The 17,590-nt window shown below is 60.0% G+C and carries 16 protein-coding genes; 14 read left to right on the top strand and 2 right to left on the bottom strand.

What is annotated here, in order from left to right:
• The first annotated feature begins 217 nt into the window (after positions 1-217).
• The 8 genes from HMPREF1206_RS01045 to HMPREF1206_RS01010 all read left to right on the top strand — a co-directional run bounded on the left by HMPREF1206_RS01045 (position 218) and on the right by HMPREF1206_RS01010 (position 8,809).
• Entirely contained in the window at positions 218-1,048 is an 831-nt protein-coding gene (locus HMPREF1206_RS01045) for a sulfurtransferase (RefSeq protein WP_016421551.1), read from the top strand.
• A gap of 188 nt (positions 1,049-1,236) precedes the next feature.
• Positions 1,237-3,264 carry a hypothetical protein gene (locus HMPREF1206_RS01040; RefSeq protein WP_016421550.1) on the top strand — a complete coding sequence of 676 codons (2,028 nt, stop codon included), beginning with the start codon at positions 1,237-1,239 and terminating at the stop codon, positions 3,262-3,264.
• Positions 3,265-3,315: 51 nt separating this feature from the next.
• Complete coding sequence (pyrE, locus tag HMPREF1206_RS01035; protein WP_016421549.1) at positions 3,316-3,876, top strand: orotate phosphoribosyltransferase; 561 nt, start codon at positions 3,316-3,318, stop codon at positions 3,874-3,876.
• A gap of 98 nt (positions 3,877-3,974) precedes the next feature.
• Entirely contained in the window at positions 3,975-4,820 is an 846-nt protein-coding gene (locus HMPREF1206_RS01030) for a lysoplasmalogenase (RefSeq protein WP_016421548.1), read from the top strand.
• Positions 4,807-5,478 (top strand): RNA methyltransferase, encoded by a 672-nt coding sequence (locus tag HMPREF1206_RS01025; RefSeq protein WP_016421547.1) that lies wholly within the window; start codon positions 4,807-4,809, stop codon positions 5,476-5,478. Before HMPREF1206_RS01030 ends, HMPREF1206_RS01025 begins: the two co-directional genes overlap by 14 nt.
• Positions 5,479-5,547: 69 nt before the next feature.
• On the top strand, positions 5,548-6,765 hold the full coding sequence (locus HMPREF1206_RS01020; RefSeq protein WP_016421546.1) for a glycoside hydrolase family 76 protein: 1,218 nt from the start codon (positions 5,548-5,550) through the stop codon (positions 6,763-6,765).
• A gap of 132 nt (positions 6,766-6,897) precedes the next feature.
• Positions 6,898-7,308: a DUF3151 domain-containing protein gene (locus HMPREF1206_RS01015; RefSeq protein WP_016421545.1), complete on the top strand. Its 411-nt coding sequence runs from the start codon at positions 6,898-6,900 to the stop codon at positions 7,306-7,308.
• 97 nt (positions 7,309-7,405) lie between these two features.
• Positions 7,406-8,809: an aromatic acid exporter family protein gene (locus tag HMPREF1206_RS01010; RefSeq protein ID WP_005510217.1), complete on the top strand. Its 1,404-nt coding sequence runs from the start codon at positions 7,406-7,408 to the stop codon at positions 8,807-8,809.
• Between the two features lie 57 nt (positions 8,810-8,866).
• On the opposite strand, the gene HMPREF1206_RS01005 is transcribed toward HMPREF1206_RS01010, so the two are convergent.
• A complete protein-coding gene (locus tag HMPREF1206_RS01005) occupies positions 8,867-9,559 on the bottom strand; it encodes a DUF1707 domain-containing protein (RefSeq protein WP_016421544.1) in 693 nt (230 codons plus the stop codon).
• A gap of 134 nt (positions 9,560-9,693) precedes the next feature.
• Positions 9,694-10,638 carry a hypothetical protein gene (locus HMPREF1206_RS01000; protein WP_231367155.1) on the bottom strand — a complete coding sequence of 315 codons (945 nt, stop codon included), beginning with the start codon at positions 10,636-10,638 and terminating at the stop codon, positions 9,694-9,696.
• 51 nt (positions 10,639-10,689) lie between these two features.
• Between HMPREF1206_RS01000 and HMPREF1206_RS00995 the strand changes: the two genes are divergently transcribed.
• The 6 genes from HMPREF1206_RS00995 to purT all read left to right on the top strand — a co-directional run bounded on the left by HMPREF1206_RS00995 (position 10,690) and on the right by purT (position 17,551).
• Entirely contained in the window at positions 10,690-11,979 is a 1,290-nt protein-coding gene (locus HMPREF1206_RS00995; protein ID WP_016421542.1) for an adenylosuccinate synthase, read from the top strand.
• 272 nt (positions 11,980-12,251) lie between these two features.
• A complete protein-coding gene (locus HMPREF1206_RS00990) occupies positions 12,252-12,836 on the top strand; it encodes an LppP/LprE family lipoprotein (RefSeq protein WP_016421541.1) in 585 nt (194 codons plus the stop codon).
• Positions 12,837-12,998: 162 nt separating this feature from the next.
• Entirely contained in the window at positions 12,999-13,637 is a 639-nt protein-coding gene (locus HMPREF1206_RS00985) for an LppP/LprE family lipoprotein (protein WP_016421540.1), read from the top strand.
• A 192-nt stretch (positions 13,638-13,829) separates the two neighbouring features.
• Positions 13,830-15,086: a glycerophosphodiester phosphodiesterase family protein gene (locus tag HMPREF1206_RS00980; RefSeq protein WP_016421539.1), complete on the top strand. Its 1,257-nt coding sequence runs from the start codon at positions 13,830-13,832 to the stop codon at positions 15,084-15,086.
• Between the two features lie 96 nt (positions 15,087-15,182).
• A complete protein-coding gene (locus tag HMPREF1206_RS00975; RefSeq protein WP_016421538.1) occupies positions 15,183-16,214 on the top strand; it encodes a nucleoside hydrolase in 1,032 nt (343 codons plus the stop codon).
• Between the two features lie 116 nt (positions 16,215-16,330).
• The gene (gene purT, locus HMPREF1206_RS00970; protein WP_016421537.1) at positions 16,331-17,551 is read left to right on the top strand and encodes a formate-dependent phosphoribosylglycinamide formyltransferase; all 1,221 of its coding nucleotides are present in this window, start codon (positions 16,331-16,333) and stop codon (positions 17,549-17,551) included.
• The last annotated feature ends 39 nt before the right edge of the window (positions 17,552-17,590 follow it).

Raw genomic sequence — 17,590 nt, 5'->3', positions numbered from 1 at the left:
TAGTCAGCTTTGTGTTAATAAAGCGGTTGAGGAAAGGGGGGTGCCGATGCTGGCGGCATAGTGCAGCAGTTTTTCTGCGGTGGCACAGCCGATTCCATGGCCTGTGCCTGAGATGAAAACGGCCAGGTGAGCAGCGTCTTCATGCACCTTCCCAAGCTCCTAGTTTTAATAACGTACATATCGCGCTACCAAGTCAATCGATTTAGAATCCGGAATTATGACAACATCCATCTCGGTACAAGAGCTTCGTGACAAGATTGCCGGCGGCGGTCGTATCGTCGTCGTTGACGCACGCTGGTCGCGTGCTAAAAAACCATATGACTCCTACGCCACGGCTCACATCCCACTGGCCGTGTTCTGTGATCCCGAGTTGGACCTAGCAGGTGTTCCAAGCCGAGAAGCTGGTCGCAACCCGTTGCCGGATATCGAGCGTGTGCGCGATGCCGTCCGTCGATGGGGAGTCCGCTCGGAGCATCTCGTGATCGTCTACGACGCGGGCGATGGACTGTTCGCGTCACGTGCTTGGTGGATTCTGCGCTGGGCAGGTTTGGAGAATGTGCGTGTCCTCACCGGTGGGTTAGCTGCTTGGGAAGCAGATGGAAACGAGACTGCCTTCGGGCCCGGAAATCTGCCGCGGCCTGGAACGATTGCGGTGAGTGAAGGCAATATGCCTGTTGCCAGCCTCGATGACGTGCGCACCTGGTCTGAGCGTGGAATTTTGGTGGATGCGCGTGAGCCCAGCCGTTTTGAAGGTCGTAGTGAGCGCGTCGATCTGCAGGCAGGTCACATCCCGGGTGCCGTGAACCTGGCGGCTCGCAGTCTGCAAAATGCCGACGGCTCCTTCCTGCCTGTTGAGCAGCTCCGTGAGCGCTTTGCCTCCGTCGGTATCGAAGACGGTCGCAATGTAGCGGTCTACTCCGGTTCCGGTCTTCATTCCTCGCTGTTCATTCAGGCTATGGAAGAAGCGGGCATCACGGGCGCCGCTCTGTATGTCGGCGGCTGGTCCCAGTGGGCTGGCGATCCGAGCCTGCCTATCGTCCGCTTCTAAGCGGGCCCGGGCCAGGGCGACCGCCCCAGGGCCCCTGATGTGCCGTCCATGTGGCTTTTGCCCCTCGCCCTTTACCGTCCTAGAGAGTCCTGAACGCTCTCGCCTCGGGCATTGGTATTGCGCCAGACGGGGGACGGCATCTTGTCGCTGACCAAATAGAACGGCTTCTGGCTTAAGCTAGGAGATTAATGATTCCCCTAGTATTCACCCTCGCAGCGATTCTCATCATCGCCGCAGTCGCGCTGTTCGTTGTCGACCGCCGCCGTCGCAGCACAAGTGAGACTGCTGTGGCGTCTCCGTCATCGCCATCGCTTTACGACGAGCCCTCGGACTCCACCGGCGAAGTAACCGGTGTGGCGGCAGAAGATGTTGTGTCCGAACAGTCGGATTCTTCGGGGCAAGGCCGCCCCGAGACAGCTTCTGTGGCGAGACCGAACGTCGCAGCTGATGCTGACTCTGACTCTGAGGTTGTCGCTGAGACTGATGGTGCCGCTGAAGTTGACTCTGAAACTGAGGTTTCGACGACAGAACTGGGGACTTCAGCTGTAGAAATAATGCCGACGGAGCCTGAATCTGTCTTGAGAATCGAGCCGGCGGCCACTGCTGAAATGCCCGAAGCAACAGAAGACGCGGGTGCTCCCGAAACATCGGAAGCAGCAGCTGATCTGAATGCGGGAACGGACGTGACTCTCCGAAGCGGCGCGGAGTCTGGCACAGAATCTGGCGCAGGGCCTGGCGCGGAGCCAGCTGAGTCGGTGACTGCTGAAGATACCGATACCACGGATGAGCCCGAGACAGGTTTAGTGGACAACACCAGTGCCATAGATGCCAACAGCACCACTGCTCCTGACGCTCGCATTGGAACTGTTGACGGTGCAGAATCCGAAGCTGCGTCCGGCGTAAAAGCCGAGACTGACGAAGTGCCGCAATCATCCGATCGTGCGGCGCGCACCCAGGCCACCCCGCCCACTGAGTCCACCCAGCCCGCGCAACCGCAGCGCGCCCAGCAGCAGTCAGTGGCCCCTGTCCGTCGACGTATCAGCGGTCGCCGTGTGCGTCACTTGCGGAAAGCCTGGGCGCAGGAACGTAATTCTGTCTATAACCGTGTGGACCATGAGCTGCCGTCGTACTGGCAGCGTACGCCGGACGGCGATGCCAAGGCCGTGGTCTCCGGTTTCGCTTTTGGCCGGGAAATGCACCTCGCCGATGTCGGCGGCATCACCACCATCGCCATCCGCCGTTCTGTATCCAGCGATGAGGTTTTCGAGTTGCGCCGCAGCGGCGGCACGACGCTGCCTCACGTAGCTACCGAAGCCGGCCTGGTAGTCGCAGCTACCGACCCAGAGCTCATTCATCGCATTTTCGACGACCGTGCAACCCGCATGCTTGCCGACGTGCACCCGGCCATTACCCGCATGTGGTCCGAAAACTCCTGGTCCTTGGCTCAGCTGATTGATAATTCGGTGCCAGAGGACTGGGACGGTGCACTGGCATCGCTGTCGGACTTCTCCGACATTGCGCGCAGGTTGCCACCGGCGGAAGGCGAAACCGTCGCTCCGGACACTAATCAGTGGGATCCCACTCGTTTGCAGCTCACCGAGCAGTCCGTTGACTCTGGTTCCTTGATTTCGGATGGAACCGGGCGTGGGCACTTGCACGCGGTACCAGATCAGCGTCGCAACGGTTCTGCTAACCACGAATCGCAGGATCACAGCTCACAGAACGGGCATGCCCAGAGTCACAGCGCGCAGAATAGCAAGGGCGAAGAGCCGCTGGACGTTGAGGAAATTGTTTACGCAGATTCTCCTTCGTCCTCGTCCGCTGCTACCGCGGATGCAACCACGGATGATTCGCAGTGGTCGTCGCAAAGCAATGCACAACCCACGGTGGTGCAGGCGATTGACGGTTCGTCGTGGCGTCCTACGCGGGATATACCGCTGGATCCGACGGCCCTGCCTTCGCGGTCGACGGCACGAAAGATGGGTGCAAACGTTGGCGAGTCGGAGGACATTGGAGATTCTGGCCAGCAGATTCCTGCGCTTGGGGAGGACCCCGAACATAGCCGGATGCGCTCGAGCCAGGGGCGTGTGGTGCGATCAAATGTGAAGCCCGCCAGTATTTTTACCGACGCCGCCCCAGACCTCGACAGCAGCGACGACCCCACCGAATCTGTATCCGAGGACAAGGGCGCAACCCCTGATTCCGCGGACGAGTAGAACCAGACATATCCTTGAGCACACAGTCGTTTATTTAGGAGACAACCTCAGATGAGCATCCACACGAGCAATGTCAATCAGGAGAAGCTGCAGCGTTTGGCCGAGTTGGTCAAGGAGCTGGCGGTTGTTCATGGCAAGGTCACGCTGTCGTCTGGACGTGAGGCTGACTACTACGTTGACCTGCGCCGCGCCACCCTACATCATGAGGCCTCGCGCCTGATTGGTTCTCTGCTACGAGAGCTCACTGGAGACTGGGACTACGCGCACGTCGGTGGTCTGACGCTTGGCGCGGATCCGGTGGCTACCTCTGTCATGCACGCCGAAGGGCGTCCAATTGATGCCTTTGTGGTGCGTAAGGAAGCCAAGAAGCACGGCATGCAGCGCCGCATCGAGGGGCCGGACATTGTGGGCAAGAAGGTCCTGGTTGTGGAGGACACCACCACGACGGGCAACTCGCCGCTGACTGCCGTCGCTGCCCTACGTGAGGCCGGTGCTGAGGTTGTCGGTGTAGCCACTGTGGTTGACCGCGCGACGGGTGCCGACGAGGTCATCAAGGCTGAAGGCCTGGAGTACCGTTATCTGCTCGGTTTGGATGACTTGGGTCTGGCCTAAGAATCTGAGCGCTAGAGCTTTCGCCGAGCCTCACCCAGCTCGCCGAGCCTCACCCAGCTCACCGCCCCAACGCAGTCCCACGAAAGAGGAACATCCCCATGACCACCAAGCGCGCAGGACTCCTGTCCAAGCTCACCACGACCAAACTTCCCGGCACAAAGGAAACCGTCGCTGACATGTTTGTGCGTCGCACGGGCGAGGGCCTCGGCGCACTCGTCGGTATCGCCAGCGCGAGCTCCGACACCCGCCGTGCCCCAGAACGTGCCGGCTACATCGCCGCCAGTGCGGTCAACGTTGTCTCCAGTGCCTTCGGCTGGGAGACTCCACGTCGAGTTTCCAAGACTGTCCTCATGCCACTGTTGGCGGCTAATGTTTGGCGCCGTCGCCACGAGACGTCTCGCTTTACGACGACCACCCTGCTCATCGGCCTCGCCGGCGGTTGGTTGGGCGACTTGATTCTCATGCCGAATAAGCCGAACCTGAACCGCGGTTCTGTGCCGTTCGCAGTTAACCAGGTTGCCTACCACGTGCTGCTGTGGCGTGCCGGAGCTCGGATTAGCGCGCTGCGTGCTGCCATTCGCTTCCCACTGTGGGCTGGTTCGGTACCGCTGGTCGGTGCTGTAAAGCCCGAGGCGCTGCCCGCTGCTGTTGGCTACGGTCCGCTGCTGGCTGTGACCTCCGCACTGGCCGATGACCCGGCGCTTCTGGAGGGTGCCGGTGCTGTCGGTACTGATGAGCAGACCGGCCTGCCGATTGCCGATGCCGCCTACGGCCTCGGCCACGGTGGCAACCTGTTCCTCGTCTCCGACACGCTACTGATGGCTCGAAAGATGTTTGCGGAGGAGGGCGTCGTCGGCAAGCTTCTGAATGCGGCAGTGATGGACACCTACACCGTGGCGCAGTTGTTCCTGGTCGAGGGGCTGTTGGCTCTTGACCGCGCCTGAGCCCGGGAAGGGGCCGACGGAATGGTTTGAGGCCCGTGTCGGGTTGGGGCCGTGGGAGCAGGAGCACCCGAACGAACCCCGACCGACCGGCCCAGAATACGATGAGCAGCTTCTGGATGAGGGCGACCGACGTAATGTCGTCGATGCTTACCGCTACTGGACGATGGAGGCTATCGTCGCGGAGCTGGATAAGCGTCGTCATCCGTTGCACATCGCCATCGAGAATTTTGAGAATGACTCCAACATTGGCACCGTGGTACGCACCGCAAATGCCTTCCTGGTGGAGGCCGTGCACATCGTGGGGCGCAAGCGTTGGAATCGTCGCGGCGCGATGGTGACTGACCGCTACCAGCACTTGCTGCACCACGAGACGGTGTCGGAGGTCATTAGCTGGGCGCGCGAGCATGATTTGGCTGTCGTGGCCGTGGACAATGTGCCGGGCTCCGTACCCATCGAAACCGTTGAGTTGCCCGAGCGTTGTCTTTTGCTCTTCGGCCAGGAGGGGCCGGGAGTGACTGAAGAAGCACAGCAGTCGGCGGATTTGACGGTGTCGATTGCCCAATTTGGCTCGACGCGTTCGATAAATGCGGGGGTAGCGGCGGGTATTGCCATGCACTCTTGGATTCGTACTCATGCAGATATCACCGCGGCCTGGTAATTGTCTGCTTAGGTGTTTTATTTCGAAGGCTGTTTTAGAGCTGTTTCACAGCCGTTTTAAGGAGAGCCAGTGGTTCTAAAAATGTCGCGTCCGGAGGCCGAAACGTGGGCCTATCGTGCGGACGTGGCTGAACAGGCGATTCGCAACCGTCATGCGGCGAAGCTGTGGGGTCTTCCGGGCACGAATTTGGCAATGGCTTCCTGGCCCGCGCCGCTGCGACATAAGGTCTTCATCAACTGGCATTACTGGTGGCAGGCGCAGTATCTCGACTGCCTGGTAGACGCAGCCAAGCGCGTGCCTTCTAAGGAGAAGTACCGCGCTATCCGCCAGACCACTCGGGGTATCCGCATTCGCAACCTCACGCTGCTGACCAAGAACAAGTACTACGACGATCGCGCGTGGATGGCGTTGGCGCTCGGGCGTGCCGACGCGGTCCTCGGCGCATCGGTGCCCAAGAAGACGACAGCACGGCTGATTTCATGCTTGGGTGATGGTCGGCAGGAGTCCACGGGTGTGCTGCCGTGGCGTGAGCAGGACCTCTTCTTCAACGTTCCCTCGAACGGTCCTGCAGCCATCGCTCTGGCCCGGGCTGGTCGTATCAAGGAGGCAGAGGAACTTATCGATTGGGTTTACGCCAACCTCCTGGCGGACTCAGGGCTGCTCTACGACGGCATTCGCTTGTCCATGGCAGGTGCCGTCGTACAGAAGGGCATGTTTACGTACAACCAGGGTGTCATGATTGGCGCTTGCCTCGAAGTGGGACTTGCGCTTCGGGCGCACGGCCAGCGTGAACAGGCGACGAAGTATTTCACGCGCGTGCAAAACCTCATCCACGCGGTGGCAAAGGATTTGGCGACCACCGACAATGTCATCGCCGGTGCCGGTGGCGGCGATGGTGGTCTGTTCAACGGCATCCTCGTGCGATACCTCGCCGATGCGGCGGTGCGTTTGCCTGGAGACAATCGCATGAATCGCGCGGCGGCCCGCATTGCTCGCCGACTGGTTCTGGCGTCGGGGGAGAAGTGCTGGTACCACCGCCTCGAGGTTGATGGCCTGCCGCTTTTCCCCGCAGATTGGAACGACAATGCTCAGTTCCCACAGGGCGGTTCGGTTGCGCAATCAGTCGGTGGCGCGGTTCGCGGTTCGGCGATTAAGGAGCGTGACCTCTCTGTCCAGCTGTCGGGTTGGATGCTGATGGAAGCGTGCGCCCGAGTGGCCGATTTTGTTGCGACCAAGCTGAAAAATGGTGAGTCGTTGGATTCGACGAAGCCGAGCTGCCCGGAGTAGTCGGGGAACGCTAGTTGGTCGTCATCTGGCGCTTGCCGACGTCGCACCACCACGCTGTGCCCGCCGTTGCCAACAGAGAGTCACATACTGAGCCCCTGCCATCGCCACGTGATGCCTGGCACAATAGGACGCATGAAACTCAATGACATGATGGCTCCTGCTCCCGTGAAGCTCCCCGTTCTTGACGAGGCCGTTGCTGCCCGCAACGGTGGCGCAAGCCCGGAGGCCGTGGTTCGCGCATGCCCGCGCGATTCCCAGGCTTGGGCGGATTTGGCTGAAAGCGCCTTGTCCGAGGGCCAGGAGATTCAGGCCTATGCCTTCGCTCGCACTGGTTACCACCGCGGTCTGGACCTGCTGCGTGGAAACGGCTGGAAGGGGTTCGGAGCCATTCCGTGGGAGCACGAGCCGAATCGTGGTGTGCTCCGCGCCTTCGCAGCGTTGGCTAAGGCTGCTAAGGCTATCGGCGAGGATGATGAATTCGATCGCATGATGGCGTTGCTGCGTGACAGTGATGAATCCGCGTTGCCAGAACTGGGTCTTTAATCGCGCATAGAGATTCAGCGGGCACATAAGAGTGCACAACAGCACAACGGGTACATAAAAAGCGCACAGTTTTTTACATGAGGATGGTGACTTCGGCATGGCTGGCATAGCTGGTGGGGAAGATAAGGATGCCGCAGCTGCCAGGAATCTAGAGGACCTTGCTCCCGCGCATGTCGACGACCTCGTCGAAGCTAAGGAAACGCAATTCGTCGAGGATAATCCGCGCCCGGATTTCCAAGATTTTCGCAATACGTACCTACATCCGGCCTCCCGCGCAGCAAACAAGCTGCGTCAGAAAGTGAGGCCCCGCACGCGTTTCCTCCATGCGATTGACCGTGTGCGCTCCCGTTGGATGCTCATTGTCCAAGCCACGTTAGCCGCTGGGTTGGCCTACTGGTTCGCACTTGAGGTACTGGGGCACCCCAACCCGTTCTTCGCGCCGATGGCCGCTTTCATCAGCCTCAACGTGATGACCGCAGGTCCTCGCCTAAAGCACTCTGTGGAGTTGGTGCTCGGCGCCTCGTTGGGAGTCGGCATTGGTGATGTGATTATCTCCATCCTCGGCTCGGGTATCTGGCAGCTGACTGTCGGTGTGTTCGTCGCCATGGTCATTGGCGTGTTTGTCGGTCGAGGACCGCTTGTGGTCAACCAAGCGGCATCTTCAGCCGTGCTCATCGCCACCATTATTCCGCCGGGCACCGCCGGTTCTTATTACCGAATGATCGATGCTCTCGTCGGTGGTGTGGTGGGCATTATTGTGCTCATGATATTGCCGCGAAGCCCGCTGGCGGGTGCTCGCCGCAAGGTGGCCAAGGTCCTCGACATGGGTGCAGACGTACTTTATGACATCGGCATCGGCATGAAAGAGGGCGACACCGATCGCATCCGCACCGCACTGAGCGTGGTGCGCTCCATGCAGGCGCAGGTCTCGCTGATGGACCGCACTGTCGCCGACGCGGGCGAGCAGGTCCGTATCTCGCCGTTGCTCTGGCGCTCTCGGGATAGAATCCACTCGCTGTCGCGCATGGTACATCCCGTCGACAACGCCATGCGCAACATCCGTGTGCTCGCGCGTCGCGCTATCACCGCACGTGAGGATCACATCGACTTCTCGTCCGAACTGTGCGCACTTGTTCTCGGCGTGTCTGAAGGTACGCGCCTGGTCAGTCATGTGCTTGACGACGAAGCCGCCGTGCGCCGAATCCCAGAGTGGGGCGAGTTGCCTTTCGAATCCGGCGACATCGCTATCGCTCAGCTTTCCGAGGGATCCGGAGAGGTCAAGCTTGAAGACGTGGTTCGGTACTTGCGTCGTCTAGCGGCGAAAATGCACCCGCGCGTGATCGAGGACGCAACGCTGTCGGAACAGGTTGTGTTTGCGCAGTCCCGCTCCTTGGTGGTGGACCTGTTGCAGGTGTGTGGCCTGTCCAGACGTTCAGCTGTGGCAACGCTGCCGCCGACGACGCCGTTCCCAGCAATGCCGCCGGAGGTATGGGACGAGTAGCCGGTGAGACGTGGGCGAGTAGTGGCTCGCCAGGCGCACTTGCTACTGCAGCATGCTCTAGTGCGGTACGCGCTTGACCTCGACGCCGCCGAAAGCGACGAAGCCGCGCACAATAATCTTCGGAGCCTGTCCTGCGCCAGGAGCAGGAAGGTTGCGTCCCGGCTTTCCAGTAACATCCGTGCCTCCGAAGATGGGCAGCACGTCGACATCAACTTGGTAGTGGTCGGGGACAATGACGTCGACTCCACCGAAGGCGCAGCCAATGTTGACGACAGTGGTTTCCGCGGTAAGGATGGCCTCGCGGAAATCCAAGCCAGTCCCGCCGAAGGCCGCCACCGTGGTGTGCGTGGGAGCGCACGTCCAAGGGCCTCTCTTGTCGGTGCCGCCAAAGATGCCGATGGAGAGCTTCGAACCAGTTGCCGCGGCGGAGCTATCAATCCGGGCTGGTTGATGATTGCTGGCTGCATTCGGTGCCACTGAATGGTGCTCGTCCGGGACGCTGTGCAGGTTCGGGCGCAGGTTAGGGTTTGGGTGCGCATGTGGAGTCGGCTCGGCCAGGTTCGCGGGCAGCGACAAGTCCTGTGTCAATGTGGGCAACTCATCAATGTACGTTGCCTTTTGGGCTTTCTCGGTGCGCTCCTGCAGTTCCGCAAAGTCAATCTGGCCATCGCGGAATGCCCATTCCAAGCGTTCCAGCGCAGTGTGGCGGGCTTGGTCGCCAGCGCGTAGCCGTGGGGTGTTGTCAGTCATGATGCTGTCCTATCGAGGCAGTGGCGGGCAGGGGCTTTAACACCCAAATGTTATCTGTACTCGAGCTATCGCGCAGGCCACTTTCGCGCAAGCCACTTTCTCACGGGCAGACCGTGGCTATTGCCCCGACGCAGTTAGTGCACAATCTGCAAGTCGCGAAGGTGTCGGTACAGAGTTGTCTTCTCTCGCGGCTTTCGAGACTCGACTCCATCGCGCACATATCGGAAGCCCAGGCCACCAACTTGAACTGCCCGACCCGTCATCGGACGGTGTAGCTCGCGGGACGGGGCTTCTTTCGCTTTACGACGGCCACCGCGCCCCAATCCGAGTCGGCTCAGCAGGCCTTTGTTGCCTCCATCCTCGTTACCGATTTCCGCTTCCGGAGCCGGAACTTCGGCCGCAACGATGCCCGGGGCGTCGGGGGTAGGGCGAATCTGCAGGCCGGTGGATGTGCCGGAGAACATCTGATGCTCGTCGACATAGACCTCGCCAGTAAACCCGTTTGCCGAGGACACTCCGGTAATTCCCGGCTCTGTCAGTAGGGCGTAACCAACAATTGCGTGGCCGGTGTCATCGCGAATCAGCGGCACTGGCGTCGTCGGGCGTGTGAGCGCGGTCGCCGCATCGAGCCCTTCTCCTCCTTCGATGCCCCAGTTTTTGGCCGCGGTCGACGGTGCGGTGGGGACATGTGCCACTTCAATCCACAGGAGGTTCTTGCGCATCAGGTAGGTTGCCACGGTAGCCAGTGCCGCGTCGGTGCCAACGACCACAATTCGTAACGGCTCGCTCGGCTTTTGCGGAGCGGGTTGCGGAGCGCCTAAGTGGTCGACTTTCTTCTGCTTGGAGATTTCCTCCGGCGTCGGAGCTGTATCGACAGGCAGTACGTCCTTGGCCAGGTCGTCGATGAAAGCCAGCTCCTTGCGGGTGGGGATCATCGCGACGTCGTGAAGCGCATAGGCGGGTGGTGCCGGAGTAGCTGGTGCTGATGGTGTGGACGGTGCTGATGTAGACCATGATTGGCGGAGCAATTGGGGAAACGCGGGTACATCGGGGCCACACTGCAGCACAACAATACGCATAGGACTACACTCTAATGCGTCGTCTGCAATCCCAGGAGTTGAAGTAGGACTATGGCCGCAATCATTATCGTCGGTGCCCAGTGGGGCGACGAGGGCAAGGGCAAAGCAACCGATATTCTCGGTGGCCGCGTCGACTACGTCGTCAAGCCCAACGGTGGCAATAACGCCGGCCACACCGTTGTCGTCGGCGGTGAGAAGTACGAGCTGAAGCTGCTTCCGGCGGGTGTGCTGTCGGAAAACGCTGTGCCGATTATCGGTAACGGCTGTGTGGTCAACCTCGAGGCGCTTTTCGACGAGATTGATGGCCTCGAAGCTCGCGGTGCAAAAGCCTCCCGCCTGCGCGTTTCCGGCAATGCCCACATGGTTGCTCCGTACCACCAGACGCTGGACCGCGTGACCGAGCGCTTCCTGGGTAAGCGCGCTATCGGCACCACTGGCCGCGGTATCGGCCCGACGTATGCCGACAAGGTCGGCCGTACGGGCTTGCGTGTCCAGGACATTCTGGATGAGTCGATTCTGCGCCAGAAGATTGAGTCTTCGCTGGCTCAGAAGAACCAGATTCTGGTCAAGCTGTACAACCGCCGCGCTATCGACCCGGATGAAGTCTTTGATTACTTCATGGGCTTCGCCGATCGTCTGCGCCCGATGATTATCGACTCGGAGTTTGAGCTCAATCAGGCTTTGGATGCCGGCAAGCACGTCCTCATGGAGGGCGGCCAGGCCACCATGCTCGACGTCGACCACGGCACCTACCCGTTCGTGACCTCCTCGAACCCAACCGCTGGTGGTGCCTGCGTGGGCACCGGCATCGGCCCGACGAAGATCACTTCGGTGCTGGGCATCATGAAGGCCTACACCACCCGCGTCGGTGCTGGCCCGTTCCCGACGGAGCTGTTCGACAAGTGGGGCGAGTACCTGCAGACCACCGGCGGTGAGGTCGGAGTCAACACCGGCCGTAAGCGCCGCTGTGGTTGGTACGACTCGGTGCTGGCTCGCTACGCCGCGCGCGTCAACGGTTTCACGGATCTGTTCATCACCAAGCTGGATGTCCTGACTGGTATCGGCGAGATTCCGATTTGTGTCGCTTACGACGTTGATGGCGTGCGTCACGACGAAATGCCACTCACCCAGTCGGAGTTCCACCACGCTGTCCCGATTTACGAGACCATGCCTGCATGGGACGAAGACATCACTGGCTGCCGCACCTTCGATGAGCTGCCGGACAAGGCCAAGGATTACCTGAACCGCCTGGAGGAGCTCTCCGGCGCTCGCATTTCCTACATCGGTGTTGGCCCGGGTCGTGACCAGACCATCGTTGTCCACGATGTGCTGGACAACTAGCGCTGGGCAACTAGCGCTGGGTACTTAGCCTGGGGGGCAGTGGCGAACTAGCCGGAAAATAGTCCGGCTTTCGACCCGGCTTTATCGAACTGTTAGATAAAAAATCTTCGGTGTCGAAACTGCTGGCTGCTGTAAAAAAGAACATTTGCTAACCACGAGAAGGCTCTGGGAATTGTCAGTTGACACTGGCATCCCAGAGTCATTTTTGTATCGTAGGCCTCACCGCGTGGTCCAACGACAGAAGTCCAAACGACAGAAGGCGTGTGGTTTTCATGCAAAACACAGGACACCGAGTACAACGACTGGCAAGTTCCGCCGTACTTTCCGGCGCGATGGTTTTCTCCGCAGTAGGTGGAGCCGTTGCAGCTCCCGCGGCTCAGGCGGAACCGGCCCCAGTGCCGGCACCGGCTCCGGCGAAGGCAGATAGCTGTACCCCGAACCCGGCAGCACCTGAAATCCAGGAGGCCCTGGATAAGGTCAACAGGGAGCGTCCGAACAACCATGATGGGTGGAAGTACACTGGCACCTCCAACTTCAGCCCGTGTAGCGATTTGAGCTTTGCTCTCGCAGATCAGGCCAAGCAGGGCAACGCTCAGTCCTCCACTGTGCTGTTGATGTTCCACAAGGGTGAGTTCATTGGTACGGACTCTGACCGGCCTCAGCACATCAACAAGGTGACGCCGACCCCTGATGGTAAGAACATCTCGGTCATCTACCACGACTGGGAGGCCCAGGAGGCCGCAGGTGCGCCGAACGCTGATGCGGCCAAGTTCACCTCTAATGTTCACTTCTTCTGGAACGGCGATCACGTCGTCCACGAGGGCAAGATTCCCGGCGGGGCGAAGCCCGCTTCCTAAGGACTCCCGAGAATTTTCGAGAGCTTTCGAGAATTCTTGGACACTCCCGGGGTCTCTTGAATTTTCCCAAGTAAACTCAATTCAGAGTCGGACATGAGAAAGTAATGCTCCGTCGTAGCTCAGTGCTTGAGAAAACTTGAGAGAACAGAAGAGGTTCCAGCCATGAGTGGTCATTCAGTTCGTCGCGGGTCGATGCTGGTTAGCGCGGCGGTCGCAGGTGTAGTGGCTTTGTCCGGTTGCTCCACTGATGAGACCGCAGCACCGACCTCTGCTTCTCAGGTAGATCAAGAAACGACGACCATCACTACGACCACCACTGTCGAGGATGACAGTGAAAGTGCAGATACCCCCAATCCGGATGTCGATGACAACGACCCCGATGGGGGTTCTTCTGCGCCAACCCAGGAAGAGGCTTTCGAAGAAGCGGTTGCCGACCTGAACTCAATGGAAGGTGGCAATGGCAGCGGTTGGACAGTCACGGACGATACGAACTGGGATACCACCAGCGAGTTGACCTTTGCCTCAGCAGTACAGAATGAAATTACGCATTCAACTACCGCTGGTGCAGTGCTGCTGTTTCATAAGGGCGAGTACGTGGGGACCGCCGGTGGTCCGCAGACAATCAACTCGGTCGAGGGTGATGGCAAAACTGTGACCGTCAATTTCTTCGATGTCAATAAAATGATCGAAGACGGCGGTGCCTTCGCCTTTAAAGACCAGTACAACGCTCCCGTTACGTACTCCTGGGATGGGGCAGAGGTTGCTCAAGAAGGCGAGATTCCAAAGGCAGAGGGGAATTAAACGCTCACCCCGCACTCTCTCCAGATGCGAGTGCTGTCAGGCCGTTTTAAAGTAGTGGCGCACCACACAGTTTTCACCCAGATTTCTGTGTTCTGTAAACCTCCGACGGTAGTTTGTCGACACTGTGTTGTCGGTACTGCGCCGTCGCTATGAAGTCGCTAATACTACGCCCAAAGAGGAAAATCACCGGCCATGTCTTCTCGCAACTCATCTGACTCCATGTTTGACGAACGGACCAAGCAGAGCGAGCAGCCTCAGAATTCACGCGTCCACGGCACGCGCCGCGCAATCGCGGCCATCGCTATGGGCGCGTTTGCTATTTCTCCTATTGCAGCCTGCAGCAATGATGCAGACAACGACGCGGCGTCGTCGTCAAGCAGTGCAAGCGCGGTCAGCACTACGTCGAGCGAAGAGAAGACCTTTGAAAAGCAGCAGGTCGCTGAGCTGAATGCGGCCGCGAATGTGCGGCCGGCTGCGATGGCTAAGCTGCCGGAGGGTTTTGATCTGCAGTCACACCGTGGTGGTCGCGGTGAGTGGACGGAGGAGTCCAAGCAGGCGATGATCAACTCGTTGGAGCTGGGCGTTACGACGTTGGAGCTGGACATCGTCCTGACGAAGGATGGCGTGCCTATGGTCTGGCACGATCCGGAAATCCAAGATGACAAGTGCTCGGACACCGAGCCAGTGACGGAGGGGGATCCGCAGTACCCGTACGTCGGCAAGCTCGTACATGATCTCACCTATGAGCAGGTACAAACCCTGGTCTGCGACAAGAAGCTCGAGGACTTCCCGGATGCGGAGCCAATCAAGGGCAATAGGATGATGACCCTGCCGGAGCTGTTCGAGCTGACTAAGGACAACCAGGACATCCACTTCAACATTGAGACCAAGATCGAGGGCGAAAAGCGCGCTGACTCGGCAGAACCGCAGGAGTTCGTCGATGTGATTCTCGACGAGATTGACCGCGCGGGTGTGGCTGATCGTGTGATGATTCAATCCTTCGATTGGCGCTCGTTGCCGCTGGTCGCGGAACGGAACCCGGAGATTCCGCTGGTCATGCTGTGGGACGAAACCACCTGGAAGAAGGATTCTCCTTGGATCGGCGATGTCAATTACGACGAGGTCGATGGCGACATCATCGAGGCCGCCAAGCAGCTCGGCGTGCAGGTGCTCTCACCGACGCACAGCATTCCTTACGGCAAGACACCGTCGGATTCTGACTACCACCCGGTCGCCACGCCGGAGCTGATTTCCCGCGCACACGAGGCCGGCATGAAGGTGGTGCCGTGGACGGTGAACGAAAAGGAGACCATGCGCGAGCAGATTGCCGCTGGTGTCGATGGCATCATCACCGACTACCCGACGCGACTGCGCGAGGTCTTGGCCGAGCTGAATATGCCGCTGCCAGAGCCCGCTCCGGTGGGTGATGCAGCGATGTCGACGAACTAGTAAACCCGGCTAGCACCAGCGAAAACTCGTCTGTATCCCTGTTTTGCCCGTGTTTAGCTCTGCGGGCTGAGCGTGTTTCGTGTCACACTTGACCTTATGACGCGTTTGAAAGTGCTTGCCGACGTTGACACGGGTATCGATGACAGTCTTGCTCTCGTCTACCTCGCGGGGTTGCATACCGCAGGCGAGATCGAGCTGGTGGGTGTGACCTGCGCAGGTGGTAACACCACTGCGGCATGGTCCGCTCGCAACACCAAGTACATGTTGAATCTCTGCGGTTGTCCGGAGGTTCCGGTTGTCAGCGGTTTCGAGGGGCCCGCTGACCGTGAACTGACCACCACGCCTGAGACTCATGGCCCGTACGGGCTGGGCTACAACCTGGCACCACCGGCCGTCATCTACGAACCGGGGCGCTCAGGAGCGGCGGATCCGCTGGCGCTGTGGCGACGAGTCATCGAGCAGGCACGGTCGACGGGGGAGAAGGTGCACCTGCTGGTCACTGGCCCTATGACCACCTACGTGGCCGCTTTGAAGAAATACCCAGAACTCATGCGGGAGCTCGACGGCGTGACCATTATGGGCGGTGCTGTGGACTACCACGGTAACGTCACCGAGTTTGCGGAATGGAACTTCTGGGTCGACCCCACCGCGGTCACCGAGGTGTTCGGCACCGCAGGTGCTGTGGCCGTCGAGCGCCCGGAGGATGCCGTGCGCAGCATCGCCACCGCCGCAGGCGCGCCGGTGCCGACGCTGGTTCCGCTCAACGTTACCGAGACCATCACCATTAGTGATACTGAGATTGAGTCCTGGCGCGATGCCGGTATGAACCCGGAGCTGTTGCGCGTTCTGCGTCGCTCGCTGAAGTTCTACTTTGAGTTCCACCAGGGTGTTGGAGTCGGTTATAAGGCGCAGGTCCATGACCTCTTCGCTGCGATGGTGGCCGTCGGTGCGGTGACCGGGGAAGTGGAGAAGATGCGTCTCGTGGGCGTCGATAAGCGAACCTTTGCAGATGAGCCAGCACGCCGCGGCCAGGTGGTGGAAGATCCTGCCGGTTCGGTGGCGAATGTTGTCCTGGCCGCTGACCGTGAGGTGGCGCTGGCTGAGTTTCAGCGGGTGTTCCCGCGCTAGGTTCCCGCCCGTGCCCGCCGCGGTGAATCAGCTCGCTGTCGTATGCTGGAGGCAATCAATTTAACAGCTGCTGGTTGCGCAGCGTATGTGCCGTAGACGAAAGCGAATTTATCTCGATGTTCACCCCTGAAGTCACCGGAACCCCGTACCAGCCGGGAGCAACGCGAGTGCTGCTGCTCGGCTCTGGCGAGCTCGGCAAGGAGGTGACCATTGCTTTCCAGCGTCTTGGCGTTGAGGTGCACGCTGCCGATCGCTACGAGCATGCACCGGCACACCAGGTAGCTCACCACGCCTACGTGTTGAATATGTCGGACCCCAGCGCACTGCGGGACCTGATTCTCCAGGTCAAGCCCCACTTCATCGTCCCTGAGATTGAGGCCCTGGCAACCGAGGTGCTGGCAGAGGTTGAGGAAGATGAGACGCTGGATGTCACCGTTATTCCGACCACACGGGCGACTCAGCTGACCATGAACCGAGAGGGTATTCGCCGCCTGGCTGCGGAAGAGGTTGGGCTGCCGACTTCCCGCTATCACTTCGCCTCCAGCTTTGATGAGTTCACCGCAGCTGTTGATGAGATTGGCTTCCCATGCGTGGTCAAGCCGGTCATGAGTTCCTCGGGCAAGGGACAGTCCACGCTGCGTTCGCCGGAAGATGTCCAGGCCGCGTGGGATTACGCCATGAGTGGCGGTCGCGTCGAGTCCGGTCGCGTCATCGTGGAGGGCTTCGTCGATTTCGACTATGAGATTACGCTGCTGACCGTGCGCTCCGTTGATCCGGAGACCGGCGAGGGGGCAACGTGGTTCTGTGAGCCCATCGGCCACCGTCAGCAGGATGGTGACTACGTTGAGTCCTGGCAACCGGCTGCCATGAGCGAAAACGCCCTGGACAATGCTCGCTCTGTCGCCGCGCGCATCACCAACGCGCTGGGCGGCCGCGGTATCTTCGGCGTCGAGCTGTTCGTCCGAGGCGATGAGGTGTGGTTCTCCGAGGTCAGCCCGCGCCCGCATGACACCGGCATGGTCACCATGGGCACCCAGCGTTTCTCTGAGTTCGAGCTGCACGCGCGTGCAGTGTTGGGTCTGCCTATCGACGTCACGCTGGTGTCCCCGGGAGCCTCCGCTGTGGTCTACGGCGGTGCTGACATCGAGCAGCCGGGCTACACCGGGCTGACGGAGGCCATGGCTATTCCGGAGACTGATATTCGTATCTTTGGTAAGCCGGTCGCTGGCCCGCGTCGCCGCATGGGCGTTGCTGTTTCAACCGCGGATTCTGTCGATGCTGCTCGTGAGCGTGCATCGGAGGCGGCATCAAAGATTAAGGTCGTCGAACTGGGCTAGTTCGACGACCTAGTGTGCGCTGCGGTACGGCCATAACCG

The sequence above is a fragment of the Corynebacterium sp. HFH0082 genome (assembly GCF_000411235.1).
GTDB lineage: Bacteria > Actinomycetota > Actinomycetes > Mycobacteriales > Mycobacteriaceae > Corynebacterium > Corynebacterium jeikeium_D.
This window is presented reverse-complemented; position numbering and strand designations above follow the sequence as displayed.

What these genes read in the sequence shown, in the direction of transcription:
- HMPREF1206_RS01045 (WP_016421551.1), top strand. Translation starts at nt 218, where the DNA reads ATGACAACATCCATCTCGGTACAAGAGCTTCGTGACAAGATTGCCGGC.
- HMPREF1206_RS01040 (WP_016421550.1), top strand. Translation starts at nt 1,237, where the DNA reads ATGATTCCCCTAGTATTCACCCTCGCAGCGATTCTCATCATCGCCGCA.
- pyrE (WP_016421549.1), top strand. Translation starts at nt 3,316, where the DNA reads ATGAGCATCCACACGAGCAATGTCAATCAGGAGAAGCTGCAGCGTTTG.
- HMPREF1206_RS01030 (WP_016421548.1), top strand. Translation starts at nt 3,975, where the DNA reads ATGACCACCAAGCGCGCAGGACTCCTGTCCAAGCTCACCACGACCAAA.
- HMPREF1206_RS01015 (WP_016421545.1), top strand. Translation starts at nt 6,898, where the DNA reads ATGAAACTCAATGACATGATGGCTCCTGCTCCCGTGAAGCTCCCCGTT.
- HMPREF1206_RS01010 (WP_005510217.1), top strand. Translation starts at nt 7,406, where the DNA reads ATGGCTGGCATAGCTGGTGGGGAAGATAAGGATGCCGCAGCTGCCAGG.
- HMPREF1206_RS01005 (WP_016421544.1), bottom strand. Translation starts at nt 9,559, where the DNA reads ATGACTGACAACACCCCACGGCTACGCGCTGGCGACCAAGCCCGCCAC.
- HMPREF1206_RS01000 (WP_231367155.1), bottom strand. Translation starts at nt 10,638, where the DNA reads ATGCGTATTGTTGTGCTGCAGTGTGGCCCCGATGTACCCGCGTTTCCC.
- HMPREF1206_RS00995 (WP_016421542.1), top strand. Translation starts at nt 10,690, where the DNA reads ATGGCCGCAATCATTATCGTCGGTGCCCAGTGGGGCGACGAGGGCAAG.
- HMPREF1206_RS00990 (WP_016421541.1), top strand. Translation starts at nt 12,252, where the DNA reads ATGCAAAACACAGGACACCGAGTACAACGACTGGCAAGTTCCGCCGTA.
- HMPREF1206_RS00985 (WP_016421540.1), top strand. Translation starts at nt 12,999, where the DNA reads ATGAGTGGTCATTCAGTTCGTCGCGGGTCGATGCTGGTTAGCGCGGCG.
- HMPREF1206_RS00980 (WP_016421539.1), top strand. Translation starts at nt 13,830, where the DNA reads ATGTCTTCTCGCAACTCATCTGACTCCATGTTTGACGAACGGACCAAG.
- HMPREF1206_RS00975 (WP_016421538.1), top strand. Translation starts at nt 15,183, where the DNA reads ATGACGCGTTTGAAAGTGCTTGCCGACGTTGACACGGGTATCGATGAC.
- purT (WP_016421537.1), top strand. Translation starts at nt 16,331, where the DNA reads ATGTTCACCCCTGAAGTCACCGGAACCCCGTACCAGCCGGGAGCAACG.